The organism is Arthrobacter sp. AG1021, from assembly GCF_003633665.1.
GTDB classification, from domain to species: domain Bacteria; phylum Actinomycetota; class Actinomycetes; order Actinomycetales; family Micrococcaceae; genus Glutamicibacter; species Glutamicibacter soli.
On sequence record NZ_RBLB01000006.1, the window covers coordinates 310,017 to 336,151 of the forward strand.

Here is a 26,135-nt window from a genome sequence, read left to right on the forward strand (position 1 = left end):
ACCTCAGGCTACCGTCGTTTCCACCCCCGTGAGGCGTCATATAGCGGACGCTCGCTGAAAGGAAATGTAAGTGCTCATTACGCAGCGCCCAACCCTGACCGAAGAAGTAGTTGCCGAAAACCGCTCCCGTTTCGTTATCGAACCGCTGGAGCCAGGCTTTGGTTACACCCTTGGTAACTCGCTCCGCCGCACCCTGCTGTCCTCGATTCCTGGTGCATCCGTCACCAGCATTCGTATCGACGGCGTGCTGCACGAGTTCACCACCGTAGCCGGTGTCAAGGAAGACGTCACCGAACTGGTTCTGAACATCAAGAACCTATCCGTGTCTTCCGAGCACGACGAGCCAGTCGTCGCCTACCTGCGCAAGCAGGGACCAGGCGTCGTCACCGCAGCGGACATCACCCCGCCAGCCGGTGTGGAGTTCCACAACCCTGATCTGCACATCGCGACCCTAAACGCCAATGGCAAGTTCGACATGGAACTGACCATTGAGCGCGGCCGCGGTTACGTGTCTGCCTCGCAGAACAAGAGCGCTGATGGCGAGATCGGTCGTATCCCTGTGGATTCGATCTACTCCCCGGTGCTGAAGGTGACCTTCCGCGTGGAAGCTACCCGTGTTGAGCAGCGCACCGACTTCGATCGCTTGATCGTCGACGTGGAGACCAAGGAATCGATCACCCCGCGCGATGCAGTTGCATCCGCAGGAACCACCCTGGTTGAACTGTTCGGTTTGTTCCGCGAACTGAACACTGCAGCCGAGGGTATCGAAATCGGCCCATCGCCAACCGACGCAGCCCTGGCTGCCGACATGGCACTGCCGATTGAGGATCTGGAACTCACCGTTCGTTCGTACAACTGCTTGAAGCGTGAGGGCATCCACTCTGTGGGTGAACTTGTCACTCGCTCCGAGGCTGACCTGATGGATATCCGTAACTTCGGTGCGAAGTCCATTGACGAAGTCAAGGCCAAGCTTGTTGAACTGGGTCTGGCCCTGAAGGATTCCCCTCCAGGCTTCGATCTGGCCGCTCGTAGCGCCATCGATGATGGCGACGACTACGACGAGGGTCTGTAAAGACCTGAGTCTCGCGACACACTACTTCATCCGTCCATACGGCCTAATCGTACGGAACGGGTTATTCATCTAGGAGAACCACAATGCCTACCCCTACCAAGGGTCCGCGTCTCGGCGGCAGTGCAGCACATGAGCGACTGATCTTCGCTAACATGTCGGCACAGCTCTTCGAGAACAAGAAGATCACCACCACCCTGACCCGCGCCAAGCGTCTGCGTCCACACGCAGAGCGCCTGATCACCTTCGCAAAGCGCGGAGACCTGGCTTCGCGTCGTCGCGTCCAGTCCGTGATCGCTTCGCGTTCGCGCACCAACAAGTCGATCGTTCACGAACTGTTCGAGAACATCGCACCAGCCATGGCCGACCGCAACGGTGGCTACACCCGCATCACCAAGATCGGTAACCGCAAGGGCGACAACGCTCCTATGGCTGTTATCGAGCTCGTGATGGAGCCAGTTTCGCCAAAGCAGGCTGTCGTCAAGGAAGCCACTAAGGCTACCGAGAAGGCTGCTGAAGCTACCGAAGAGGCCTAAGCCCTAGCGCTTAGCATCTTCGGCGCTTGAAGCGTCAAGAATCCCCGGAATACCTGATCGGTATTCCGGGGATTTTTCTTTATTCTCGACAGCTGGTCAGCTCGCGCGCAGTACGGTTATTCGAAACTGGATCCCGGGGTAGCTCTCTGAAGGTTTATGAGATGAATGGATTGCCATTAGTCCAAGGCTGGCATGCTCGGGCAGGCAGTATTCATGTACTCCTCTGCCGCTGTCAGCTCCGGGGTATCGAATTCTTCCAGCCTGTCGGCCATGTCCATCAGGCTGAGGCCGTCGGCTGCCATGGCCTCCGCCATTTTATGGGTCATGTCTGCCGAGAGCTTCAGGGCGTCAGCAAGCTTGTCGTCTGATGTCCTGTCCGCGACATCTTGCAGGAGGGAAGCCGCTTCGGTGGTGGTGTCCTTGAACTTGGCCGTGTCGCCGCTGATTAGCGCGGTGCTTACTTCCTTCATCTTCTGATTCAGGTTCTGCTCGGCGGCCTTGTCGTTGAGGTAGGTGCAGGTTTCCTCGGTAGAGAGCTTTCCGCTGCAGCCGGTTAATGCAGTGATTGAAACGGCTAGAACTGCGGCGCAAGCAGCGATCTTCTTCAGCATGTGGTTTCCTCGCGTAGTGATGGGGATAAAGAGCCCGGCCGAGGGTTGAGCTCTCATTACCTAATTAATCTACAGGTGATAAAAACTTTCATTATAGTATTTCGTCGTCAAGCGGTGCGCTCCGTTGTGGGACGGACGTTGAGGATCACTTGCACGCGCACACGAGGAGTTGGGTGAGTCCGGCCACCGGATTCGGCGAGATGAAAAGCCACTGCGCATAATGGTATTCATGAGTGCGCAGTCTGAAATCATTGACCCATTGGGAACCGTGGCCGTGGGGGAGACCCGCACCCCGGCGTGGATCCGGATGCGCATGGTCCTCGGATATGACGGCGCCGCCTACAACGGGTGGGCTCGCCAGCCCAATGTCACCGGCGTCCAGCAGCTTGTTGAAGAAGCGCTTGAGACGCTGATTCGCCGGCGCGTTCGCGTGGTAGTTGCCGGCCGCACCGACGCAGGGGTGCATGCCCGGCGCCAGGTGGTCCACCTGGACCTGACCCAGGAAGAATTCGACGGCCTGCCGCGCCGCTCTCCCTTGGCCCCTGGACCTGCGCTGGTGCGCCGCATCAATGGCATTCTGGGTCGCCAGGATGGTGCCGTGTGGGTGCATGAGGCCGAAGTTGCCCCGGACGGCTTCGACGCCCGGTTCTCCGCGCTGGCCCGCCGCTATTCCTACCGGATTGCCGATGGTATCGAGCGCTGGGATCCGCTGACCCGCCACCTGACGACCTGGCATCGCGAACCGTTGGATGTCGAAGCGATGAACCGCGAGGCGCAGACCGTGCTGGGACGCCACGACTTCCTGACCTACTGCAAACCCCGCCCCGATGCGACAACCATCCGCACGCTGCAGGAATTCAGTTTCACCCGTACCGAGGACGGAGTCATCCTCGCCCACCTTAAGGCAGACGCCTTCTGCCACAACATGGTCAGGGCCCTGATCGGCGCTGCCATGATGGTGGGCGATGGGCGGGAGCAACCGGGCTTCCTGGCAAGCCGTCTCGAAGAGATGGTCCGCGATTCAAAAACCAAGCTGGCTCACCCCCGGGCGCTGGTGCTTGAAGAGGTCTACTACCCGAACGCCGACCAGTTGGCTGCGCGGGCGCTGCAGACCCGTGCCAAGCGCGAAGACCACGACGTGGATACGCTGGGCGCAGCAGTGAGCCAAAGCCCCGAAAACCGCGCCGATTAAGGGTGTTCTTACTCACCCGCACTGAACATTTTTGGCCGGAAAGGCTTTAATCAGATAAACTCTTATGAGTTGTGTATGTCCACGTTCGACACTACACGCCCAAGCGTGACGGCTTAGTTGCATAGTCGCTGGTCTGCTGGGCGCGCGAACATCTCTGGACGGCCGGTCTATATCAGTCCTCACCTGACGTACTGGTCCAAACACAAGAACAACACGACAGTGCTCGTCACCGGGGGATCTCACCGCCTTCGGCCAAGCGACTGTTTGACCAGAAACGAATCAACGTAAGGCAATTACTGTGCGTACGTACACCCCAAAGCCGGCTGATCAGACTCGTCAGTGGTACGTCATCGACGCCACCGATGTAGTGCTCGGCCGCCTCGCCGTTCAGACCGCAACCCTGCTGCGCGGCAAGCATAAGCCAACCTATGCTCCACACATGGACATGGGCGACCACGTCATCATCATCAACGCCGAAAAGGTTGCTCTGACCGGCAAGAAGCTGCAGAACAAGCGCGCTTACCGCCACTCGGGCTTCCCGGGCGGCCTGAAGAGCATGAACTACGCCGACCTGCTGGAAAAGAACCCAGTGCTGGCTGTTGAGAAGGCCGTTCGCGGCATGATCCCTAAGAACAAGCTGTCTGCTGTTCAGATGTCCAAGCTGAAGGTTTACCGCGGCGCCGAGCACCCACACGCTGCTCAGGCTCCAAAGGCACTGGAAATCACCCAGGTCGCTCAGTAGTCCTGGCCCCGACAACAAACACTTAATAGGAGATTATCGTGGCTCAGAACGCTGAAGAAACCACTGAATTCGAAGGCGAGACCCCTTCGTCTTACACCACCGAGACCGCTGCCTCGACCGTTGTGGCCGAGACCGAGCGTGCTCCGCTGACCGTTCCAGGTGGAGCAGTTGGCCGTCGCAAGCAGGCCATCGCCCGCGTCCGCCTGATTCCAGGCTCCGGCAAGTGGACCGTCAACGGTCGCGAACTGGACGACTTCTTCCCGAACAAGCTGCACCAGCAGGATGTCAACGAGCCTTTCAAGGTTCTGGGTCTGGAAGGCGCATACGACGTTATCGCCCGCATCCACGGCGGCGGCATTTCCGGTCAGGCTGGCGCACTGCGCCTGGGCATCGCCCGTGCACTGAACGAGATCGACCGCGACGCTAACCGCCCAACCCTGAAGAAGGCCGGTTACCTGACCCGCGACGCACGCGTCATCGAGCGCAAGAAGGCTGGTCTGAAGAAGGCCCGCAAGGCTTCGCAGTTCTCGAAGCGCTAAACCTTACTTCGAGGTTTATCCAACGGCTCCACAACCCTTCGGGGATTGTGGGGCCGTTGGCCTTTAAGCAACAGGTGAACAGTGCCTCATTGCGCCAATTCTTCGCAATTGGTGCCTGCCAGGGCACCTTGCAAGACCGGTAAATCGAAGCGCAGGGCCTATGATTGATAACGATGGCAAGGTTATTTGGGACCGATGGGGTCCGAGGAAAAGCAAACGAATTGTTAACCCCCGAGCTGGCGATGGAACTCGCGCAGGCGGCTTCGGTGGTTTTGGGTTTGAGCCAGCCTGAGGACGGGCACAAACCAGTCGCTGTGGTAGCGAAGGATCCGCGTATCAGCGGCGACTTCCTCTCTGCCGCAATCGAAGCGGGTCTGGCCGCCTCCGGCGTCGACGTCAAGGACGCAGGCACGCTTCCCACCCCGGCCGCCGCCTTCCTGGTCGGCGACCTGGACGCAGACTTCGGCGTGATGATCTCTGCATCCCACAACGCCGCTCCGGACAACGGCATCAAGTTCCTGGCCCGTGGCGGCAAGAAGCTCGACGACTCCCTGGAAGACGCTATCGAGGCGTGCCTGAAGATGCCCAAGCCGCGTCCTGTCGGCGGCGAAGTCGGACGCGTCTCGCGCTTCGCCGACGCCGAGGACCGCTACATCGTCCATCTGCTGCAGTCCCTGCCTAACCGCCTGGACGGCCTGAAGGTCGTCCTGGACTGCGCCCACGGCGCAGCGTCCGGTTGCTCGCCGGAGGTTTTTAAGGCTGCTGGCGCCCAGGTTATCGTGATCGGCGCAGAGCCGGACGGCATCAACATCAACGACGGCTACGGCTCCACCCACTTGGATAAGCTGCAGGCCGCCGTGCTGGAAAACAACGCAGACCTGGGCATCGCACACGACGGCGACGCGGACCGCTGCCTGGCAGTGGACCACGAAGGCACCATTGTCGACGGCGACCAGATCATGGCCATCATGGCCATTGCGCTTAAGGAACGCGGCGAGCTGAAGGACGACACCCTGGTCGCCACAGTGATGAGCAACCTCGGCCTGAAGCTGGCCATGGAGGCCGCAGGCATCACCGTGAAGCAGACCGGCGTGGGCGACCGCTACGTGCTGGAAGGCATGCAGGAAGGCGACTACTCGCTGGGCGGCGAGCAGTCCGGCCACGTGATCTTCAGCAAGTACGCCACCACCGGTGACGGCGTGCTGACCGGCCTGAACATCGCGGCCCGGATCAAGGCCACCGGCAAGTCCCTGAAGGAACTCGCCTCGGTGCTGACCGTGCTGCCGCAGGTGCTCATCAACGTGCGCGGCGTGGACAAGGCCGGAGTGCCGGACTGCGAGCCGCTGCAGATGGACATCGAAGCCGCCGAAGCCCGCCTGGGCTCCACCGGCCGTGTGCTGCTTCGTCCCTCGGGTACCGAGCCGGTAGTCCGCGTAATGGTCGAGGCCGCCACACATGAGCAGGCGCAGGCCGAAGCTGAGGCACTGGCAGCTTCAGTTTCCGAACACCTGTCACTCGGTTAATACTCGGCTGATTTGGCCAAGCCCCAAGTAAATCTGCAGTAAATTCTCACATCCCCGTAGCGTGTGCCCCAAGGGCACACACTGCGGGGATGTGGCATGCTGAAAAGAGAATTCAATGCCAGGCCCCGCCTGGCTTTGAGCCATGGACGAAAGAAGGGGAGTCGTGACTCTACGCATCAGCGTTATCGGTACCGGTTATCTGGGAGCCACCCACGCGGCCTGCATGGCTGAACTTGGATATGAAGTCATCGGCCTCGACGTCGACGCGTCCAAGCTCACGGCCCTGGCCTCCGGGATCCTCCCCTTCCATGAACCGGGCCTTCCGGAGCTGCTGCGCAAGCATGTGGCCAGCGGCCGGCTGCGCTTCACCGATTCCTACGCTGAGGCCGCGGCCGCTGCGGACATCCACTTCATCACCGTGGGAACACCGCAGCGCGCCGATTCCCAGTCAGCGGACATGAGCTACGTTGACGGGGCGGTGGACAGCCTGCTGGAGCACATCACCGGTCAGGCGCTGATCGTCGGCAAATCCACGGTCCCCGTCGGCACGGCACGCCGCCTGACGGAGCGCATCGCGGCCAACGCATTGCCCGGCAGCGAGATCACCCTGGCATGGAACCCTGAGTTTCTCCGCGAGGGCTTCGCAGTCAAGGACACCTTGACTCCCGACCGTCTGGTCTACGGCCTGAGCGACACGGAACCTCACGGATTCGGACTGCGCAAGATCCGCGAGGTCTATGCCCCGATCCTGGAGCTGGGCACCCCCGAGATCGTGACGGACCTCGAGACCGCCGAACTGGTCAAGGTCGCCGCCAACGCATTTCTCGCCACCAAGATCTCCTTCATCAACGCCTTCGCGGAAGTGACCGAAACCGTGGGCGGGGACATCAAGACCCTGGCCGATGCCATCGGCCACGACAGCCGCATCGGGCGCCGGTTCCTGAATGCCGGTGTGGGCTTCGGCGGCGGCTGCCTGCCCAAGGATATCCGCGCGCTGCAGGCGCGCGTCTCCGAGCTCGGCCTGAGCCACACCATGGGCTTCCTCGCCGAAGTGGACCAGATCAACCTGCGCCGCCGCGACCGCGTGGTGTCTCTGGCATCCAGCATGCTGGGCAACGAGCTGGCGGGCAAGCACATCTGCGTGCTGGGCGTGACCTTCAAGCCGGACAGCGACGACGTGCGCGATTCACCGGCCTTGGACATCGCCGTGCGCCTCTACAATGCCGGCGCCGACGTCTCGGTCTACGACCCGCAGGGCAACAAGAACGCCGCCGGACGCTTTCCGCGCCTGCACTACGTGGACTCCTGGCAGGAAGCCGCCAAGGACACCGATATCGTGCTGCTGCTCACCGAATGGCAGGAGTTCCGGGATCTGGATCCAACGGAACTGGGAGAGGTGGTGTCCACCCGAGCGCTGATCGATGGACGTAATGTGCTGGACCGCCAGGCCTGGCGCGCAGCGGGCTGGACCATCACCGGTCCGGGGGAGCATTTCGAGGTGGTGAACTTGGCGCCCGGTACCGCGCAACTACCGCTCCAGGTCTCCCACCCGGCGTAGCCTTTCCGAATACGGCCGTCCCGTAGGGGCGGCCATTTTCGTGTCCGGATGGCCAGATAGATGGCCCGATTTCTGGGCACGTCCGGCAGCGGTGGCAGACCGACCCTTCGGTGAGCATGGAAAGGCGGCGCAACTGCCGGACTGGATATGGACGCCAAGACCCAGCTGCGTCCAGGAGGCCTGGGAACGCCAGGACGGCTCTTCAGGAAACTATTCGAGGATTCGCGAGATCTCCGGGAAAACCCTGGATCGGCTTCGCGGGCACGGGGTGAATCTCGGTGCCAGCTGTGAAATTCACTCAACCCACGGTGCGGTTCGCTTCCAAAGGGTTACGGTGCGGTTGATAACCATCACTCGTCGCTAGCCCCCTGGAAGGCCTCAATGTACGAACGTTTCGAAACGCGGCCCTCGATGGATCCATTGCGGATCGCGGTGCTTGCCCACCTGCACCATCCGATAAGGCCTCCGTTCGCGGGCGGGATGGAAGCGCATACTTCCCATGTGGTGGCCGACCTGTGCGCTCGGGGCCACGAGGTGACGCTATTCGCCAAGGCAGGCAGTGCGCACTTCGGACGCAATTCACGCGGCCGCGTGCAGGCGGTGCTTCCGGCGGATTACCAGGTGCGGGGCTATCCGGACGAGGACCATCGGGACGAACAGCACCGGCGGCTCGACGGGGCCATGTCCTCGGCGATTTCAGCTGTCCGTGCTGGAGCCTTTGATGTGGTGATCAATAATTCCCTGAGCCCCATTCCCCATGAGCAGCTTGACGGGATCCCCACGTTGCATCTGCTCCATACTCCTCCCTTGCCGCGCATCACTGCGGTGTTGGCCACCCGCCCCGAGCGGCCCCACGGCCATCGCTATGCCACTGTGTCGCACAGTAACGCACGCGCCTGGAGAGCATGGATCCCTGATCTGGCCGTAATCCCGAACGGCATTGACCTGCGCAGATGGGAGCCGGGCAGGAAGGACCGCATAGTCCCCGGCACCGCGGCATGGACTGGTCGCATCACGCCTGAGAAAGGTACCCATCTGGCCATCGCTGCTGCCCGGGCCAATGGCCTGCGGCTGCGCCTTGCCGGACCCATCCAGGACCCCGAGTACTACGAATCGCTCATCCGCCCGTCCTTGGATGACAAGGTCCGCTACATGGGACACCTCGGCCAGGACCAACTGAGGGAGGTCATCGCCTCCGCTCAGGTCTTCATCTCGTCGCCGCTGTGGGAGGAGCCCTTCGGCCTGACAACACTGGAGGCCATGGCCTGCGGCACCCCGGTAGCGGCGACTCCGAACGGTGCGATGGCCGAGCTGATCGGCGCGTCCGGTGGGGTCGTGGCGTGCACGGCGGACGAGGCAGGACTCGCGAACGCTATCCGCCAGGCAGTGGGCTTGCGCCGCACCGACGTGCTGCAGCGTGCCGCCCAGTTCTCCCGGGACCAGATGATCCGTTCCTACGAGGAAGCCCTCTACGACCTCCACGCGGCCCAGAGCCTGGGACGGGTGCAATGAACCGCAAACCACGAATTTCCTACTATGCGCACCACATGGGATCCGGACATTTGCGCCATGCCCAGCGGTTGGCCGCCACCGGGCTCGCGGAGCTGCAAGTGGCCAGCACCGGGACTGCATCCCGAAAACTCTTCGCGGACAACGTGCAGTACGTGCCGCTGGAAGCGGACGAGGGATCAAGCCAGCTGCACTTTGCCCCAACCAGCGGCCATTTGCACTATGCCCCGACCGGAAAGCCAATCGTGGAACGCTTCGCCGCGCTGAACGCGGGATGGAAAGCCTTTGGACCCGATCTGGTGATGGTGGACGTATCGGTCGAAGTGGCGCTCTTCGCCCGGCTGAGCGGGTATCGCGTGGCGCTGCGCAGGATGCCCGGGGTCCGTACGGACCGCCCGCATCGCATGGCCTACGATCTCGCAGATGCCCTCTTTGCGTATTATCCGCAGCACCTCGAGGAGCCCTTGCACCGTGATTCCTACGCGCAGAAGAGCTTCTATCTGGGTACTCCTGCGCCGCATGCTGCTCGACCCGTCGCAACCCGGGCTTCGGTCCGAGCTCCCGCCCAAGACTGCGAGGGCACACGGCGTGTAGTCGTCCAGACCTCGCTGGCCGCCTCGGTGGACTCCTCAAGGCTCGTGAAGGCCGCGGTCCGCAGCCCGAGCTGGAGTTGGGAGGTCATTGGATCCGTCCACGGGGCAACTGACAGATTGCCGGAGAACCTGCGGCTGCACGGCACGGTCGAGCATCCGGAGCAATGGCTGGATGCCGCAGACGTGGTCATTTCCTCCTCGGGCCACAATGCCGTCGCCGCGGCGGCCGCCAGCAAGCGGCCCACCATGCTGATCCCCGAAGAACGGCCTCATGCGGAGCAGGCAGTTTTTGCCCGCATGCTGCATGAAGCCGGGGGATGCGCCATGCTGGAGTCCTGGGACGAACCGGTGGACTGGGAGGGGACACTGGCCAAGGTCGCAGGCAGGGACGGATCAGCCCTGGCTCGGACGCTGCTTGTCAGCCAGGACGAGTTCACCGCAGGGTTGCGGCGCATGTTCTCCAGTCTGTGCGAGTCATGACCTGGCTAGTAGGCATCCATGCTGTGCGCGGCGCGGATCTCTTCAGCACTCGGGTGGCGCAGAATCGTCAGGTCTTCGCCCTGGGGATCCCAAGCGACCAGGCCGCGCTCTTCGAAAGCCCGGAGCCAACCGGACATCGGCCAGCCATGCCAGGTAGCTCGGAAAGTGCGTGCATTCTGGATGATGTCGGCGAAATGGTTCAGCGGGGGCTTGACCACCCCATGATGCTGGTGGAATACGGTACCCGGCGTGAATACCACCGGCAAGCCCAAAGCACTGGCTTTGAAGCCGAAATCCGTGTCCTCCGCACCGTAGCCGGCATAACCGGTCGAGAAACCGTCCAGGCGAATGAAGTCCTCGGCGCGGATCCCGAATCCCAGCGACCAGAACATTTCATGGCGCTCGCAGGGCGTATCCATGGGCAGTTCGGCCCGCAAATGGTGCGGTGTGGAACGCCGGGTCAGCTCCTCGGCGTCCGGGGTAGGCCCGGGGTCCAGGGGCTGGGCGAGGTATCGCGGCTCGGCCATGGCGAGCACTGGTTGCCGGCGGAGCCAGTCAAGCAGGATTCCGAAGGTGCCAGGGGCAGGAATGCAGTCCACGTCCAGAAACACAAGGTACCGGCTGTGCGCGTGCTTGGCGGCATGGTTCCGGGCTCGCGCCAACGGCAGTCCCTGTTCCCCAGGATACGACGCCACGTGCACGGAGGTCACCGGCACTGCGGATTCAACGGGTTCCGGGTCGGGCTCGTCCATGTAGGCGACGATGATTTCCGCCGGCTGAAGGGCGCTGCGATTCACCCCGTCAAGCAGGCGTTGCAGGTGCCCGTGCCGTTGGTGGGCAATTACCAGAACCGAGAAATCCAGAGCCATCTTCCAACCTTTCCACGCTGGCGGGGCAGCGCGCTCACGTGATGCTTCCGCCTTCCAACGTAGCCGTCCCACCACGATCCCCGCAGGAGAAACCGTGAGTTCACAGAAGATCCCCACGCGGATCCGCGTAGCCTCCGTGCCCTACAGCCAGGTCTACATCCGCCATCTCGAGCTGCCCGACGCGGAGGGGGCTGGCTTGGTGCGGCGCTTGCAGGATCCGGAACCCGCTGGGGGACCGCGAAGCCAGCAATCCGCCTGGTGGCCGCCGCGCATGCTCGAACCGGACTGGATCCGGAAGAACAGCGGCAGCTTTGATCTGATGCACGTGCATTTCGGTTTCGATGCCCTGGATCCGCAAACGCTCCGGCAGACGGTAGCCGAGCTTCGAGCTGCCGGCAAGCCTCTGGTGTACACCGTGCATGACCTGATCAACCCCCACCAGCCGGATCCCAACGCGCATGAGGCGCTGCTGGAGGTGCTGATCCCGGCGGCCGATGCACTGATCACCTTGACCCAAGGCGCGGCGGACGAGATCTCGCAACGCTGGGGGCGCAGCTGCTACGTCTTGCCGCATCCGCACGTGATCGACTTCTCGACCATGGACCGGCTTCGGGAGCAGCGGGCGCAGTCACGCGGCGATAGCCAGCGGGGCCGCAGGATCGGGGTGCACCTAAAGGAGATGCGTCGCAACTTGTCGGAGCAGGTGATCGAGCCGTTGGCGCAGATCGTGGAGGACCTGCCCGGCTGCAAGCTGCAGGTCAACATCCACCGGCAAGTGGTGGACCCGCAGAACAAGGAATACCTCCCAGCGCTCGCCGAGTTCCTCGCGGCAGGTCATGACGCTGGGCGCTGGGATCTCGTGGCGCACGAGTACTTTAGCGAAACTGAATTGTTCGACTATTTCGGCAGTCTCGACGTGAATGTCCTGCCGTACCGCTACGGCACGCACTCCGGATGGCTTGAAGCCGCACTGGACGCGGGCACGGCAGTCATCGCCCCTGACTGCGGCTACTACTCGGATCAGGACGCCTCCGTGGCCAGCTACCGCTGGGACGGCGAGCAGGCAGACGCGGACTCATTGCGCCACGCGCTCCAACGCCAGCTTTCCCTGCCGTACGTTCCGGGGATGGACGCACAAGGACGCCGTGAGCAACGCGAGGCCCTGGCCGAAGCCCACCTGCGGCTCTACCGATCCCTGATGGGTTCCCGCGGGGTCGGTCAGCCTACGGAACCGGAGGCACGCCAAGGGCAAACCGCGTCCGGACGGTAGCAGGACATCGGGAAGCTAGAACCCGAAACGCTTCATGACTCCGGGCAGCAGCTCGATGAGGCGCGACGCGTTGACGGTTCCACAGGCAGCCGCGGCCCGGCCGGCCTCTCCGTGGATGACGGCAGCGCACGCGGCCAGTTCCATCATGCGGCGGTTGGAGACGGTCTGCACGCCGTTCACGCCGGTCAGCGAGCTGTCCGAGAGCAAGTAGCCCAGGATGCCGGTTAGCACGTCGCCGCTGCCAGCTGTGGCGAGCTGCGGGGCGGTATGGCTGACCACCAAGCTGCTGCCGTCCGGAGCCACAATGTAGTTGGTCGGCCCCTTGAGCAGGACAACTGCGTTGTAGGCCAGCGCCGCCCAGCGAGTCCAGCGGATTGGAGCCGCCGCGATCTCCTCGATGGTGACGGTCACGCCGGCCCGGCGCAGCAGCATCCGCAGTTCCTTGGCGTGCGGAGTCAGCACACGTGGCTGTTCGCTGGGGCCAGCGGGCACGAGCTCCAGACCCGAAGCGTCGATGACGGCTGGCTGGCGGCTGGCGAAGACCTCGGCGATCGCGCCGGTCGGGGGAGTGCGGCTGTCCAGGCCGGGCCCGATGGCCCAAGCCGAGATCTTGGCACCGCGCCCGTGCACGTACCGGCGGGCCGAGGAGAGCGCTTCCCGGATCTGGTCATCGTCCAGCGGAACGGTTTCGGGAACTGCCACGGCCAGCAGGGCCGCGACGTCTTCGGGCACATGGGTGCGCAGCAGACCGATGCCGCAATTCACCGCTGCCCGGGCGGTCAGCTGCGCGGCTCCCGGATACAGCGACGAGCCTGCGATCAGGCCGAGCACGCCCCGCTGGTACTTGTGGCGCCCGGCATCACGCCAAGAGCGGTGGGCGTCAAGCAGCTCCAAGGCCGCTTGATTGTCGACGAGGTTCGTCTGGGGCGCTTGGCCGGTGAAATCGAAATCCAGCGGAACCACGGTAATGTCCCCTGTGGCCAGCGGCCCGTCGCCGGTCAGCAGGCCCGACTTCATCGCACCGAAAGTGACGGTCCGTTCGGCCAGCAGCACCTTGTCATCCGCGACGCCGGTTTCAGGGTCCAGGCCGGAAGGCAGATCGCAGGCCAGCACACGTGAATTCCGTGGAATCAGAGGCAGTTCCGCCCCGGAACGGTAGCCAAGTCCGTACAGCGCGTCGATGATCAGGGTTGCCTTGCTGAGAGTCTCGGTGCCCTTGGAAAGCGGCTGGATCCGTCCGCCAGCCGATTCGTAGACGGACAGTGCTTCGGAATGCACCGACGAGGCGCACTGCAGCGCGGCAGTTGCATAACCTTGGTCTTCCAGCTGGGACAGGGCATAGAGTCCGTCTCCGCCGTTGTTGCCCGGGCCAATCAGGCCGACCACCAGAGTGCCAGGAGCGACCGGCTGCTCGCCGAGCATGTCCACGGCTTCGGCCGCCAGCGCGCTCGCTGCCTGTTTCATCAAGGCGGTGTCAGACCGACGTGAAATCTCCTGCGCTTCTACCGAACGAACCTGGGCAAGACTGTAGACGGGGATCATAAGTCAAACAATACTCATCCTTTACCTGCAACGCTGGTTTTATTCGCCTTCGTGTCGTAAAGCGGGTTATGCGCGTTCGGCGACAACCATGGCAATGGCCATGTCTCCGTCGTGGGACATGGTCAGATGCCATGAGGTGATGCCCCGGTGCCTGCTGGCTTCCGCCACGGTGCCGGTGACGTGGATCTGCGGATCGCCGGCTTCGTCCTTGAGGATGCTGCAGTCCTGCCAGTTCATTCCCGCTGGAGCCCCGAGGGCCTTGGCGACGGCTTCTTTGGCTGCGAAGCGTGCGGCCAGGGAGCGCAGCGGGAGCCCTCGCTCAACCTCGGTGAACAGCCGGTCGTGCAGTCGTGGTGTCTTTTCCAGCTGCCGCCCGAAGCGCGGCACGTCGACAATGTCTACGCCAATTCCAGCAATCATGCCTTCCAGTTTATCCAGTCCGTCGGCGAGGCAATAAAACTGCGGGCGCCCTCCCATCATGAGGACACCCGCAGTTAATGGCATGGAAACCGGTGGATTACTCCACGGTCACCGACTTGGCCAGGTTGCGTGGCTGGTCGACATCGAAGCCCTTGGCGGTAGCCAGCTCGCAGGCGAAGATCTGCAGCGGCACGGTGGCCAGCAGCGGCATCAGCAGGGTCGGGGTCTCCGGAACATAGAACACGAACTCGGAGAAGTCCTTGACCGCGTCGTCGCCGTCTTCCGCGATGACCAGGGTCTTGGCGCCTCGGGCGCGGACTTCCTGGATGTTGGAAACAACCTTGGAGTGCAGCGAGTCGCGGCCGCGTGGGGACGGAACCACCACGAAGACCGGCTGGCCGTCGTCGATCAGGGCGATCGGGCCGTGCTTCAGCTCGCCGGCGGCGAAGCCCTCGGCGTGGATGTACGCGATCTCCTTGAGCTTCAGCGCGCCTTCCATGGCGACCGGGTAGCCGACGTGGCGGCCCAAGAACAGCACGGAGGACGCATCGGCCATGGAGCGGGCTAGTTCCTTGATCTCGCCGCTGCGGTCCAGGATGTCCTGGATCTTGGCCGGGATCTTGCCCAGGTCTGCCAGGATGTCCTTGATCTGGCCGGAGAACAGGTTGCCGCGCAGCTGCGCCAGGTACAGGCCCAGCAGGTAGGTGGCGGTGATCTGAGCCAGGAACGCCTTGGTGGAAGCCACCGCGATCTCGGGACCTGCGTGGGTGTACAGCACCGCATCGGATTCACGCGGGATGGTGGATCCGTTGGTGTTGCAGATGGACATGGTCTTGGCGCCCTGCTCCTTGGCGTAGCGCACCGCCATCAGGGTGTCCATGGTTTCGCCCGACTGGGAGATCGAAACGATCAGGGTCTTCTTGTCCACGATTGGCTCGCGGTAGCGGAACTCGTGGGAGAGCTCCACCTCCACCGGGATACGGCACCAGGACTCGATGGCGTACTTGGCGACCTGGCCGGCGTAGGCGCTGGTACCGCAGGCAAGCACCACGATCTTGTTGATCTTGGTCAGGTCTTCGGCGTCGATGCGCAGCTCGTCCAGGGTCAGGCGGCCCTCGGCGTCGGAGCGGCCCAGCAGGGTGTCTGCCACGGCGGCAGGCTGGTCGAAGATTTCCTTCTCCATGAAGGATGGGAAGCCGCCCTTCTCTGCGCTGGCTGCGTCCCAGTCGACGGTGAATTCCTTGCCTTCGGCAGGATTGCCGTCGAAGTCGGTGATGGAGTGGCTCTCCGGGGTGATGGTCACGATCTGGTCCTGGCCCAGTTCCACCGCACGACGGGTGAAGTCGATGAAGCCGGAAACGTCGGATCCCAGGAAGTTCTCGCCGTCGCCCAGGCCCAGCACCAGCGGGGAGTTGCGGCGTGCCGCCACGACAACACCCGGGTGGTCCTGGTGGACTGCCAGCAGGGTGAAGGCGCCTTCGAGGCGCTGTACTGCAAGCTGCATGGCCTTGGTCAAATCGCCGTCGGCACCGTTGGAGTACATCTTGCCCAGCAGGGCTGCTGCAACTTCGGTATCGGTCTCGGAAAGGAACTCGACGCCGTCGGCGAGGAGCTCGGCCTTGATGCCGGCGAAGTTCTCAATGATGCCGTTGTGGATCATTGCCAGCTTGCCGCCGTCGGCGAGGTGTGGGTGGGCGTTTCCGTCGCTTGGACCGCCGTGGGTGGCCCAACGGGTGTGGCCGATGCCGGTCACAGACTCCGGTAGTGGTGCCTGAGCAATTTCGTTCTCCAGGTTGACCAGCTTGCCGGCTTTCTTCCTGGAATGAATAGCGCCGTCAGCAACGACTGCCACACCGGCCGAGTCGTAACCTCGGTATTCCAATCGGCGCAAGCCTTCAATCAGAACGTCAAGGGCGCCGTGGTCGGCGTTCGCGCTTGAGGTTCCTGCATATCCTACAATTCCGCACATGGAAAAAAGACTACCGGCTCACGGCCAAACGATGGAACTAATCGTGGCAGAGCACTCAAAAAACACTGTGCGATAGGTCACCTGCGCGCGTTGTTTTGGCCAAGCAAGACTGAGTGTTAAATCGGAGTTATTTGGGTTGTGGCACTACTTGTTGGCAGAATTTGTCCTCGTGGAACCACACGACACACTCGAATCAACAGTTACGCCTTTCGTAGACCTCGAACGTGAAACTTGGGCGCGGCTTTCCAACCAGATGGAACAGCCGCTGAACCAGGACGACATCGAGCGCCTGCGCGGCCTGGGCGACACCCTGGACCTGCAGGAAGTGCGTGACGTATACCTTCCACTCAGTCGCCTGCTTTCCTTATATGTAGAAGGGGCTGGTGCAACCCATCGGGCCACCACGACCTTCTTGGGGGAACAAACCCGCCAGACCCCGTTCGTGATCGGAGTGGCCGGTTCCGTGGCGGTAGGAAAGTCGACCACCGCGCGCGTGCTGCGCGAGATGCTGCGCCGCTGGCCCGAGACCCCTGACGTCCAGTTGATCACCACCGACGGTTTCCTGTATTCCAATGCGGAGCTTGAGCGCCGCGGCATCATGCAGCGCAAGGGCTTCCCGGAATCCTACGACCGCCGCGCACTGCTGCGTTTCGTCTCCGCGGTGAAATCCGGGGTCCCGGAAGTCAGCGCACCGGTGTACTCGCATCTGACCTATGACATCATTCCCGGCCAGCGCCAGTACGTGCGCTCGCCGCAGGTGTTGATTGTGGAAGGCCTGAACGTGCTCCAGCCGGCACGGACCCGTTCCGATGGAACTGTGGGTTTGGCGCTGAGCGACTTCTTCGACTTCAGTGTCTACGTGGATGCCAAGACCCAGTACATCGAGGAATGGTACATCCGCCGCTTCATGAAGCTGCGCTCGGGCGCCTTCTCGGATCCGGCATCCTACTTCCACCGGTACGCGAAGCTGACCGATGAAGAAGCGCGCGCCACCGCCCATGACATCTGGTCCCGGATCAATGCTCCGAACCTCAAGGAAAACGTGCTGCCCACCCGGGGCCGAGCCCAGCTGGTGCTGCGCAAGGCGGCCGATCATTCGGTACGCCGAATGCTGTTGCGAAAGATCTAATGAACCCTAAACAGTACGTGTGATTTTGTCGAACAGGTCGAATTCGGGTGTCCGAAATCCTGTTGTACTGGGAAATTGCTGTGTAAGCTCGAACCATGCTTAAGGGTTTCCGCGATTTTATTATGAAAGGCAACGTTGTCGATCTGGCCGTTGCCGTGGTGATCGGTGCCGCATTCGGCGCCGTAGTGACCGCGCTGGTCGACAACGTGCTGATGCCGTTGATCGCAGCTCTGGTCGGCTCCCCGAACTTCGACGCCTTCCTGCTCTTCACCATTAATGGTGTCGAAATCAAGCTCGGTGTATTCATTACCGCCTTGGTCAACTTCCTGCTGATCGCCGCCGCAGTCTACTTCGCGCTGGTCATGCCAATGAACAAGGCCACCGAGATGCTCAACCGCCGCCGCGGCATCACCGAGGAAGAGGAAGAAGCCGAGCCGGATCCGCAGCTGGCCCTGCTGGAGCAGATCCGCGACGAGATCAAGTCTCTGCGCTAACAACTCCAGCTTTATCATCATCACTCGCTTTCAGGGGCGGGCCGCCAGACCTCCGGGTCAACCGGCCCGCCCCACGAATTTAACGCCACAGGCTGCTGTGGCGGAGCGCGCAGGGGAGGTGACGGCATGAGAGGCCGAAAAGTGGGAAGATGGAAGGGTGAACTCTGAAGCACTTGAGCAAAGCAACAATTCTGCCGGACTGGCGACTCCTGCTTTCTCCCCGTGGGAACGCCGGGCAGTCATTGACCTCTCCGCAATCCGCAACAACGTCAAGCAGGTAGTCGACCTCGTCGCCCCGGCCGCGGTTATGGCCGTAGTCAAGGCGGACGGTTATGGGCATGGCGCACTGCAGGTCGCTACCGCGGCGCTGGAAGCCGGCGCCGGCTGGGTTGGCTGCGCTCACGTCACCGAAGCTTTAGCACTGCGGAAAGCCGGGATTGAAGCACCGATGCTCGCTTGGCTCCACACCCACGACACACCCTTCGACGACGCCATCGCGGCCGGCATCGACCTCGGAGTCTCAGGCTGGGATCTGGACGCCATCGCCGCGGCCGCCCAACGACTTCAGGCCCCCGCACGCATTCACCTGAAGGTGGACACCGGGCTCGGCCGCAACGGCTCCACCATGGCAGACCTCCCGGGCCTGCTGCAGCGTGCCAGCGAATACCAGGAAGCCGGACTGCTGCGCGTGGTCGGCATCTTCTCCCACCTGGCCGTGGCCGATGAACCAGAGCGCCCAGAAACCGACATGCAGCTGGCCGTCTTCGACGAAGCCATCGCGCTGGTGGAAGCCGCGGGCTTCGACCTGGAAGTGCGCCACATCGCCAACACCCCGGGCATCCTCTCCCGCCCGGACTCGCACCACGAGCTGGTGCGACTCGGTCTGGGCCTCTACGGCCTGAGTCCCTTCGAGAATGAAACTCCTGGCTCCTTCGGCCTACGCCCTGCCATGAAGCTGGTGACCCGCGTGGCCAACGTCAAGAAGGTCCCCCTCAACCAAGGCGTCTCCTACGGGCTGAGCTACCACACCACCGCGGAAACCTATCTGGGCCTGATCCCGCTCGGCTACGCCGATGGCCTACCGCGCATCGCTACCGGAGCGCCGGTGACCATCAACGGCAAGAGCTACCCGGTGCGCGGCCGCATCGCCATGGACCAGTGCGTCATCGACCTGGGCCCGGACGTGGACCCGGCGGACTTCCTGGGCGTCGAGGCAGTGATCTTCGGCGAGGGTGGCCAGAGCGTCAACACCTGGGCCTACGCCGCGAACACCATCAACTATGAGGTGGTCACCCGCATCTCGCCGCGCGTGCCGCGCTACTACATCCAGGGCAGCTGGGGAGAAGCCGGTGAGTGAGACGACCAAGGAATTCACCGTACAGTTGAACAACCTCGACGCCACCGAGGCGCTGGGCACCGCACTGGGCACCCAGTTGCAGGCAGGGGACCTGGTCATCCTCACCGGCGCACTGGGCGCGGGAAAAACCACCCTGACCCAATCGCTGGGGGTGGGCTTGAAAGTCCGCGAGGGAATCATCTCCCCGACCTTCGTGCTTGCCCGCCGGCATCCCTCACTGGTCGAAGGCCCCGGGCTGATCCACGTAGACGCCTACCGGCTCAAGGACCAGAATGACGTGGACACTCTTGACCTGGAATCCACGCTGCCCGAATCGGTCACCGTGGTCGAGTGGGGACTGGGTAAGGTCGAGCACCTGACCGACTCCCGACTGGAACTGCAGCTGGACCGCGAAACGCTCGCCGCAACTGAAGAGCAGACCGTGAATCCGTGGGAAGAAGAAGCGGACCTGGACGAACCACGTCTGTTCACCCTCAAGGCCATCGGCCCGCGCTGGGGCGAACCAGCTTTCGAACATCTGAAGAGCACGCTGCTAAACGCCGTGCACACCGGAGAACTACATGCCTAACTACCTGTCCATCGACACCTCCGCCCACGCCTCGGTCGCACTGATCGATGCCGACACCGGAGCCGTCATCGCCACCCGCACCTCGCCCAAGGGCAACGACCAGACCGAAACCCTGGCCGGCTACGTCCGCGACCTGATGGCCGGCCACGACCAGCAGGGCCCCGAATTGGCAGGCATCATCGTGGGCGTCGGACCGGGCCCGTTCACCGGCCTGCGCGTAGGGCTGGTCGCCGCGCGCACCTTCGGCTTCGTCTGGCAGGTCCCGGTGCACGGTGTCATGTCGCTGCATGCGCTCGCCGAACGGGTGCTGGAACTGGACGAGGTGCCCGACGAGTTTATCGTCGCCTCGGACGCCCGCCGCAAGGAAGTGTACTGGGCCAGGTACAACCGCCAGGGCGCCTTGACGGATGGCCCGCACGTGGCCGCGGCAGCCACCCTGCCCGCATTGCCGGTGTACGGCGTGGGCGCTGGAATCTACGAAGACGCCCTGCGAGAAGCCGGCGCCGCCCCGCAGCCCGAGTCCTTCGAATGGATCGCCGAGTCCGCGTACCTGGCTAAGCATGGGCTTAAGGAACTGGCAGCCGGGAAGGACCTTTCCAACACCGCGCCGCAGTACCTGCGCGAATCCGATGCCCAGGTGCCGGCATTCATGAAGCAGGCCGAGGCCAAGGAAGCCACGGCATGAGCGTGAACTTGCGCTCCATGACCAGCGCCGACATCCCCGCGGTGCACCAGCTGGAAACCCGGCTGTTTCCCGAGGATGCCTGGCCGGTCGCCGCCTTCGAATCCGAGCTGGCTCAGCACGAAACCCGCAACTACTGGGTTTACGAAGACCAAGGCCGGATCATCGGCTACGCGGGATTGTGCACCGTGCTGCCCATCAGCGATGTGCAGACCATCGGCATTGATCCGGCGTACCAGGGACAGGGACTGGGCAGGAAGCTCATGAACCTGTTGATCGACACAGCTCGGGAGTCCAAGGCGCTGGATGTCATGCTGGAAGTCCGCTTCGACAACCCCACCGCCATTGCACTGTATGAATCCCTGGGATTCACCACCATCCACCGGCGAGAGCGCTACTACAAGGGCGGCGTGGACGCACTGATCATGAGACTGCAGCTGGATGCCCTGCAGGAAAAACGTACGCAGAAAAACGAGGAACCCACCGCATGAGCACGAAAGAACCGGTAGTACTGGGAATCGAATCCTCCTGCGATGAAACCGGCGTCGGAATTGTGCGCGGCACCCAGCTGCTGGCCAACGCCGTCTCCAGCTCCATGGACGAACACGTGCGCTTCGGCGGCGTGATCCCGGAGATCGCCGCCCGCGCCCATCTGGAAGCCTTCGTACCTACCCTGCAACAGGCGCTGGACGCCGCGGAGCTGACGCTGGATGACATCGACGCAATCGCCGTCACGAGCGGTCCCGGGCTCGCCGGAGCTCTCATGGTCGGCGTCTCTGCCGCCAAGGCGTTGGCGCTGGCCACGGGCAAGCCGCTGTATGGCATCAACCACTTGGTCGCCCACGTAGGTGTCGGCGTGCTAGAAGGCACCGTATTGCCCCCTACCTTTGGCGCACTGCTGGTATCCGGAGGCCATACCGAGATCCTGAAAGTCACCTCGCTGACCAACGACGTGCACCTGCTGGGCTCGACCATTGACGACGCCGCCGGTGAAGCCTATGACAAGGTCGCCCGATTGCTAGGCCTCGGCTATCCAGGTGGTCCGGCCATCGACAAGGCCGCCAAGGACGGCGACCGCAAGGCATTCCGATTCCCACGCGGCCTCTCGCTGCCGAAGTTCGTCGGCAGCGCCGAGAATCCAGGCAAGCACCGCAACAACTTCTCGTTCTCCGGACTCAAGACCGCGGTAGCACGTTGTGTGGAGCACTTTGAAGCCGCAGGGGAGCCGATCCCGGTCGCTGACATCGCCGCTTCTTTCCAAGAAGCTGTGGTGGACGTGATCACCGCCAAGGCAGTGCGTGCCATGAAGGAAAACAACCTCACTACGGTGCTGCTGGGCGGGGGAGTGGCTGCAAATACGCGACTGCGTGAACTGCTGGCGGCCCGGTGCGCATCCGCTGGCATCGCGTTGGTTGTACCGCCATTTAGCCTATGCACGGACAACGGTGGAATGGTTGCTGGTCTTGGTGCGCAATTAGTTGCTGACGGTGTTGAACCTTCAGGACTGGACTTTGCTACTGATTCATCGCAACCGGTGACGCAGATCGTGCTGTCCCGCTAAGCAGTAACACATCAGGATTGCTAGGGTCCGGCTTTTCAGAAAGCCAGATCCGAACCGTTGAAGGTGCCATGCTCTGAACGAGCATGGCACCTTCATATCTTGAGTATTGCCTCATTGTTTGCCTGCTGAAACTTATTTGTGCGTATATCAGCGCAGCAGTAGTTGGGAGTACAGCTCCCTAGCTGAAGCGGTCAGTTGGCTTGTGTGAGCATTCGGCTAACGTTATTCCTGACGATTTCGCGGAAATCGCCACCCGAAGCAGCGAACACCTCGCGCTGCAGCTGGTACTCTGCACCCCGCTCGATTAATCGGATGATGCCTTGTAGCTCGTCCGCGCAGCCCAGCTGTTCGGATATTGGCGTCAATCTCTTTACCTCGCTACGTAGGTGGTCAGTAACCAGCATTTCATCGCCTTGGGCGTTGAGAATGATGATTGCATCTAGACCGTAGCGTGCTGCGCGCCATTTGTTCTCGACGCGATACCAGTCAGGCATAACGGGGATCTTGTTGCCTGCTTCGAGACTCAGCGACATGTCGTGCACCAGGCATTGGGTCAACGCCGTGATGGCACTGATGTCTTCCAGCGAGCTCATGCCGTCGCAGATGCGCATTTCTACGGTACCGAGACGTGCCACCGGACGAACGTCCCAGCGGATCTCCGAAATGTCGTCAATGACGCCCGTGTAGAGCATGTCGGCAACGTAAGCTTCATACTCGGACCAGGTATTGAAATGGAACGGGATGCCGGCGGTGGGCAGCTGCTGGAACATCAGCGCTCGCTGCGATGCGTAGCCTGTATCCTCGCCGCCCCAATATGGGCTCGACGCGCTGAGCGCTTGGAAGTGCGGCTGGTAGTTGATCAGGCCATCGGTGATAGGAAGAGCCTTTTCGCGGTCGTTCAAACCTACATGGACGTGCACCCCGTAGATCACCATCTGGCGTCCCCACCACTGGGTGCGGTCGATCAGGTTTGCGTAACGATCCTTATCGGTTACCGGCTGCGAAGTGGGCGCAGCGAAGGGGTGGGATCCCGCGCAGTACAGATCCACACCCATCGGGGTCGTGACTTCGCTGAGGGTACGGACGTTCTCTCGCAGTTCCGCCGCGGCTTCGGCAACGGTGTGGTGAACGCCGGTGACGACCTCCACGGTGTTCATCAGAAGCTCGGGCTTGATGGTCGGGTGCTCTTCCTCGTGGGAGATCCCGGCATCATCCTTGAGCTTGCACAGGACCCTCTCGGCGACAGAGCATAGATCGGCAGTTTCATGGTCAACGAGTGCAATTTCCCATTCGACACCGATGGTGGACTGGGATGAGTCTGCAAATTTGATCTTCTGCACGGGACTCCTTCATTGCAAGGTCGATCCAGACGGGGCCTGAACCGGCATGTATATAAACCGGTGTACCCCACAGCCATTGGAGGATAACCGTAACCATTGTATTTGGTGCGTGGGGTTTGTCAGTCCATTGCACCAATGTCTGCAGGTTACGCGTAACAAACACGTGCTCAGTGGGGCTGAACCTCGATCGCTACGCGCTTGTCGCCAATACGTGCCAGCATCAGCGTCGCTTTGTTCTTGGCGCTCTTGGGCGATCCGGCAAGCAGAATCCGTCGCAGCTCTTCAGGAGTCACGTCCACCCCGCGTTTTTTGATATCCAGGGTGCCGATGCCATTGGTCTTGACCCAGCTGCGCAGCTTCTTCACGTTGTAGTCGTGGACTGCCACGACTTTGTATCCGCGCGCGAATGGAGTGGAGATCTGCTGCGCATGGGTGAAGTAGGCGATGTGCTCGTCTAGCAGGTGCCCGCCGGTGGACTCCAGCAACGTGGAAATCAGGTGCGAGCGAATCACGGCGCCATCGGGTTCATAGACGTGCTCCTGGAGCTCACCCACTGGTGCTGGAACGTCAGCCTGCGCTGTTACCGGACTGGTCAGTTCGTGCGCGCCGTCTTTGTCGATCACCAGTGCGGCTCGGGCAATGCCTTCGCGTCTGAGCCGGCCGAACCAAAGGCACGCTTCGATGACGGAGCCGTGGTCGGAGATCCAAACTGCTTCGGCGGTATCCGGAATGGCGTCATGAGGCAGGCCCGGGCCGAGCTTGACCCCGACGTCCTTGCCTTCGTCGACGAGCTTCTCGACAAAGGACAGGGGAGGGGAGAAAGCTTCGGGGTCGAAGAGTCGACGAGTGTTCCCTGCCTGATCGGTGCGGCGGGCCGGGTCCAGCCAGACGCCGTCGATTCCGGTGAGGTCGGTTTCCTCGGCGCTGCCGTGGACAACCTTGGCGTTCTCGAATGGCATCAGGTTAAGCGTGGTGGCAGCCGCGGTCGTTTCATCTTTTTCCACCGCGGTGACTTGCAGGCCCGCGCTTGCCAAGGCAATTGCATCGGTGCCGATTCCGCAACCGAGGTCGGCTACGTGGGTGCAGCCTGCCGAAGTGAAGCGGCGCGCGTGAAGTCCAGCGATGGTCAGCCGCGTAGCCTGTTCCAGTCCAGCCGGAGTGAAGACCAAGGAATCGGCGAAGGGACCGAATTTCACTCGCGCCCGGTAGCGAAGTTCCGCCTGGGCAATCACCGCCCGGATCACCTGCGCGTCATGCCCGTCCTTGCGCAGTTTCTCATTCAGCGTCCAGGCCGCGTCTTTGGTGGCCACCATGGACGGGTCGATAGTCGAGAGAAGACTCCAGCCGTCAGCTGACAGGAGTGCGGCAAATTGTTCGTTCAGTGTTGAGTCATTTGAAGCCTGCGCCATGCTTTAAGAGTATCTGGGATTTGTTGTCTTCATGGTTGCGTGCTTGGGCCAGGCAGTGCGAGTTGCTGGGCGTAGCGGGGACGATTTGCCCGTTAGGGAGCAGGGACTACTCGCCTGACATCGTGCACATGCTGTCATCCGGCACGGCTTCACCTGCCGGAAATACCTGCGCTCGGAGCCCTGCTGTGACCGTCTCGCTCCCCGTCCGCCCAAGATCGTCGTACTCCAGCTCCACTGATTCAACTACCCCTGATTTGAGGGGGCTCACGAGCGCCACAACGAGCTGAACTGTTGCATGTTCGCCAGCTGCCGCTTCATGATTGGTCGAAATCTGCGCATCGGGATCTGAAGGCAACGAGACGCCGCGGAAACCGTCCTCGCCGTCCGGAATGACGCCGAAACTTTCAATTTGGACGTTGTCGGATTTCTTGGGATTCACTTCACGTATGAGAACAGGGCGGGAACCGCCCGCATGGATGTGCACCTGAGCGATGGCGATTTGGCCTTGCCCGTCCGAAGGAGTGCAAACCATCGACGATGCATCGGTTTGGGTCGACAAATGGGCTCCCGTAGGTGCGCATGCAGTCAGAATCAGGCATCCTCCCGCCATGAGTCCTGCCAACGTTCGCCGGTGAGTCGACATTCCATGTTCCTCCACCTAGACGAATGATCCGCAGGTCAATCACTGACCATGGCTGTTGCAGTGAAGTTTACGTGGCCACCGGCCGAGAGCACTGTATTTGTTCCGCTGATTGGGGGAGTGGCGGCGAATTTGTGCGGATCGCCCACGGTCGGGCGACGGCAGGTTTCCGTACAAAGCCATTCCTGCGAGGCCCGGGCGGATCGACATCTGAACGCATGCACCAAGGGCTTGGGCCGGAGCGAGGCTTTCCGCATATCGACTTCACGTCATATTTACGTCATATTCAGCCCTGCAGATATTTTTTCTGGATCTCCCCGAACTGGGGTATCAAGCCGGTGTCAGGCTCCCGCACGTTGCGCAGAACGGACAATCAGCCGAGAAAGTACCCAAGCCTAGAATAAGTTTTTCTGATTCACTAGCATTGAATGAGTTGCAAAGGCTAATCCTTGGCGTCGCTTCAACGGCAATCTTCGAATTGGGCAATGATGTGGTTTACGGTGCGCGGGCTGCGGGAGCCTTCTCGGGGTTTT

General features: G+C 62.1%; 24 protein-coding genes and 1 pseudogene. 17 read left to right on the forward strand and 8 right to left on the reverse strand.

The window, feature by feature from the left end:
• Positions 1–70 precede the first annotated feature (70 nt).
• The gene (locus DFO58_RS01695) at positions 71–1,072 is read left to right on the forward strand and encodes a DNA-directed RNA polymerase subunit alpha (protein ID WP_047119656.1); all 1,002 of its coding nucleotides are present in this window, start codon (positions 71–73) and stop codon (positions 1,070–1,072) included.
• A gap of 83 nt (positions 1,073–1,155) precedes the next feature.
• Positions 1,156–1,584: pseudogene (gene rplQ, locus DFO58_RS01700) on the forward strand (50S ribosomal protein L17); the annotation flags it as partial.
• Between the two features lie 197 nt (positions 1,585–1,781).
• Here rplQ and DFO58_RS01705 read toward each other — a convergent pair.
• Positions 1,782–2,216 carry a hypothetical protein gene (locus DFO58_RS01705; protein ID WP_120989133.1) on the reverse strand — a complete coding sequence of 145 codons (435 nt, stop codon included), beginning with the start codon at positions 2,214–2,216 and terminating at the stop codon, positions 1,782–1,784.
• A 307-nt stretch (positions 2,217–2,523) separates the two neighbouring features.
• On the opposite strand from DFO58_RS01705, the gene truA reads away from it, so the two are divergent.
• The 7 genes from truA (at position 2,524) to DFO58_RS01740 (ending at position 10,352) form a co-directional block, all read left to right on the forward strand.
• Complete coding sequence (gene truA / locus DFO58_RS01710) at positions 2,524–3,408, forward strand: tRNA pseudouridine(38-40) synthase TruA (protein ID WP_286163491.1); 885 nt, start codon at positions 2,524–2,526, stop codon at positions 3,406–3,408.
• 298 nt (positions 3,409–3,706) lie between these two features.
• Positions 3,707–4,150, forward strand: coding sequence for a 50S ribosomal protein L13 (gene rplM, locus DFO58_RS01715; RefSeq protein ID WP_047119653.1), 444 nt, complete (start codon positions 3,707–3,709; stop codon positions 4,148–4,150).
• Between the two features lie 38 nt (positions 4,151–4,188).
• Positions 4,189–4,689: a 30S ribosomal protein S9 gene (gene rpsI / locus DFO58_RS01720; RefSeq protein ID WP_047119652.1), complete on the forward strand. Its 501-nt coding sequence runs from the start codon at positions 4,189–4,191 to the stop codon at positions 4,687–4,689.
• Positions 4,690–4,862: 173 nt separating this feature from the next.
• Positions 4,863–6,212, forward strand: coding sequence for a phosphoglucosamine mutase (gene glmM / locus DFO58_RS01725; protein WP_120989134.1), 1,350 nt, complete (start codon positions 4,863–4,865; stop codon positions 6,210–6,212).
• 163 nt (positions 6,213–6,375) lie between these two features.
• Positions 6,376–7,770: a UDP-glucose/GDP-mannose dehydrogenase family protein gene (locus DFO58_RS01730; RefSeq protein WP_286163412.1), complete on the forward strand. Its 1,395-nt coding sequence runs from the start codon at positions 6,376–6,378 to the stop codon at positions 7,768–7,770.
• Between the two features lie 381 nt (positions 7,771–8,151).
• On the forward strand, positions 8,152–9,282 hold the full coding sequence (locus DFO58_RS01735; protein WP_052772432.1) for a glycosyltransferase: 1,131 nt from the start codon (positions 8,152–8,154) through the stop codon (positions 9,280–9,282).
• Positions 9,279–10,352 carry a glycosyltransferase gene (locus DFO58_RS01740; RefSeq protein ID WP_120989136.1) on the forward strand — a complete coding sequence of 358 codons (1,074 nt, stop codon included), beginning with the start codon at positions 9,279–9,281 and terminating at the stop codon, positions 10,350–10,352. Before DFO58_RS01735 ends, DFO58_RS01740 begins: the two co-directional genes overlap by 4 nt.
• A gap of 5 nt (positions 10,353–10,357) precedes the next feature.
• On the opposite strand, the gene DFO58_RS01745 is transcribed toward DFO58_RS01740, so the two are convergent.
• Positions 10,358–11,221: a glycosyltransferase gene (locus DFO58_RS01745; RefSeq protein ID WP_120989137.1), complete on the reverse strand. Its 864-nt coding sequence runs from the start codon at positions 11,219–11,221 to the stop codon at positions 10,358–10,360.
• Positions 11,222–11,315: 94 nt separating this feature from the next.
• Between DFO58_RS01745 and DFO58_RS01750 the strand changes: the two genes are divergently transcribed.
• Positions 11,316–12,491 (forward strand): glycosyltransferase, encoded by a 1,176-nt coding sequence (locus tag DFO58_RS01750; RefSeq protein ID WP_220668519.1) that lies wholly within the window; start codon positions 11,316–11,318, stop codon positions 12,489–12,491.
• Positions 12,492–12,506: 15 nt separating this feature from the next.
• Here DFO58_RS01750 and DFO58_RS01755 read toward each other — a convergent pair whose 3' ends face one another.
• From DFO58_RS01755 to glmS, 3 genes are all read right to left on the reverse strand, one after another.
• Positions 12,507–13,955, reverse strand: coding sequence for an NAD(P)H-hydrate dehydratase (locus DFO58_RS01755; protein WP_183043080.1), 1,449 nt, complete (start codon positions 13,953–13,955; stop codon positions 12,507–12,509).
• Between the two features lie 144 nt (positions 13,956–14,099).
• Positions 14,100–14,453: a holo-ACP synthase gene (locus DFO58_RS01760; RefSeq protein WP_120989139.1), complete on the reverse strand. Its 354-nt coding sequence runs from the start codon at positions 14,451–14,453 to the stop codon at positions 14,100–14,102.
• 97 nt (positions 14,454–14,550) lie between these two features.
• Entirely contained in the window at positions 14,551–16,422 is a 1,872-nt protein-coding gene (gene glmS / locus DFO58_RS01765; RefSeq protein WP_047119644.1) for a glutamine--fructose-6-phosphate transaminase (isomerizing), read from the reverse strand.
• Positions 16,423–16,591: 169 nt separating this feature from the next.
• Between glmS and coaA the strand changes: the two genes are divergently transcribed.
• The 7 genes from coaA (at position 16,592) to tsaD (ending at position 22,213) form a co-directional block, all read left to right on the forward strand.
• Positions 16,592–17,551 (forward strand): type I pantothenate kinase, encoded by a 960-nt coding sequence (gene coaA, locus DFO58_RS01770; protein ID WP_082124065.1) that lies wholly within the window; start codon positions 16,592–16,594, stop codon positions 17,549–17,551.
• Positions 17,552–17,646: 95 nt separating this feature from the next.
• Entirely contained in the window at positions 17,647–18,045 is a 399-nt protein-coding gene (gene mscL / locus DFO58_RS01775) for a large conductance mechanosensitive channel protein MscL (protein ID WP_047119643.1), read from the forward strand.
• Positions 18,046–18,244: 199 nt separating this feature from the next.
• Positions 18,245–19,402: an alanine racemase gene (alr, locus tag DFO58_RS01780; RefSeq protein ID WP_286163492.1), complete on the forward strand. Its 1,158-nt coding sequence runs from the start codon at positions 18,245–18,247 to the stop codon at positions 19,400–19,402.
• The gene (gene tsaE / locus DFO58_RS01785) at positions 19,395–19,970 is read left to right on the forward strand and encodes a tRNA (adenosine(37)-N6)-threonylcarbamoyltransferase complex ATPase subunit type 1 TsaE (RefSeq protein ID WP_120989141.1); all 576 of its coding nucleotides are present in this window, start codon (positions 19,395–19,397) and stop codon (positions 19,968–19,970) included. The genes alr and tsaE overlap by 8 nt, the downstream gene beginning before the upstream one ends.
• Positions 19,963–20,655: a tRNA (adenosine(37)-N6)-threonylcarbamoyltransferase complex dimerization subunit type 1 TsaB gene (tsaB, locus tag DFO58_RS01790; RefSeq protein WP_113607423.1), complete on the forward strand. Its 693-nt coding sequence runs from the start codon at positions 19,963–19,965 to the stop codon at positions 20,653–20,655. The genes tsaE and tsaB overlap by 8 nt, the downstream gene beginning before the upstream one ends.
• Positions 20,652–21,143 carry a ribosomal protein S18-alanine N-acetyltransferase gene (rimI, locus tag DFO58_RS01795; protein WP_047119640.1) on the forward strand — a complete coding sequence of 164 codons (492 nt, stop codon included), beginning with the start codon at positions 20,652–20,654 and terminating at the stop codon, positions 21,141–21,143. The genes tsaB and rimI overlap by 4 nt, the downstream gene beginning before the upstream one ends.
• Positions 21,140–22,213 carry a tRNA (adenosine(37)-N6)-threonylcarbamoyltransferase complex transferase subunit TsaD gene (tsaD, locus tag DFO58_RS01800; RefSeq protein ID WP_120989142.1) on the forward strand — a complete coding sequence of 358 codons (1,074 nt, stop codon included), beginning with the start codon at positions 21,140–21,142 and terminating at the stop codon, positions 22,211–22,213. Before rimI ends, tsaD begins: the two co-directional genes overlap by 4 nt.
• 191 nt (positions 22,214–22,404) lie before the next feature.
• Here tsaD and DFO58_RS01805 read toward each other — a convergent pair whose 3' ends face one another.
• The 3 genes from DFO58_RS01805 to DFO58_RS01815 all read right to left on the reverse strand — a co-directional run bounded on the left by DFO58_RS01805 (position 22,405) and on the right by DFO58_RS01815 (position 25,521).
• Entirely contained in the window at positions 22,405–23,553 is a 1,149-nt protein-coding gene (locus DFO58_RS01805; protein ID WP_120989143.1) for a glutamate--cysteine ligase, read from the reverse strand.
• Between the two features lie 167 nt (positions 23,554–23,720).
• Positions 23,721–24,962 (reverse strand): class I SAM-dependent methyltransferase, encoded by a 1,242-nt coding sequence (locus DFO58_RS01810; protein WP_120989144.1) that lies wholly within the window; start codon positions 24,960–24,962, stop codon positions 23,721–23,723.
• A 106-nt stretch (positions 24,963–25,068) separates the two neighbouring features.
• Complete coding sequence (locus tag DFO58_RS01815) at positions 25,069–25,521, reverse strand: hypothetical protein (RefSeq protein ID WP_147407167.1); 453 nt, start codon at positions 25,519–25,521, stop codon at positions 25,069–25,071.
• Positions 25,522–26,135: the final 614 nt, after the last annotated feature.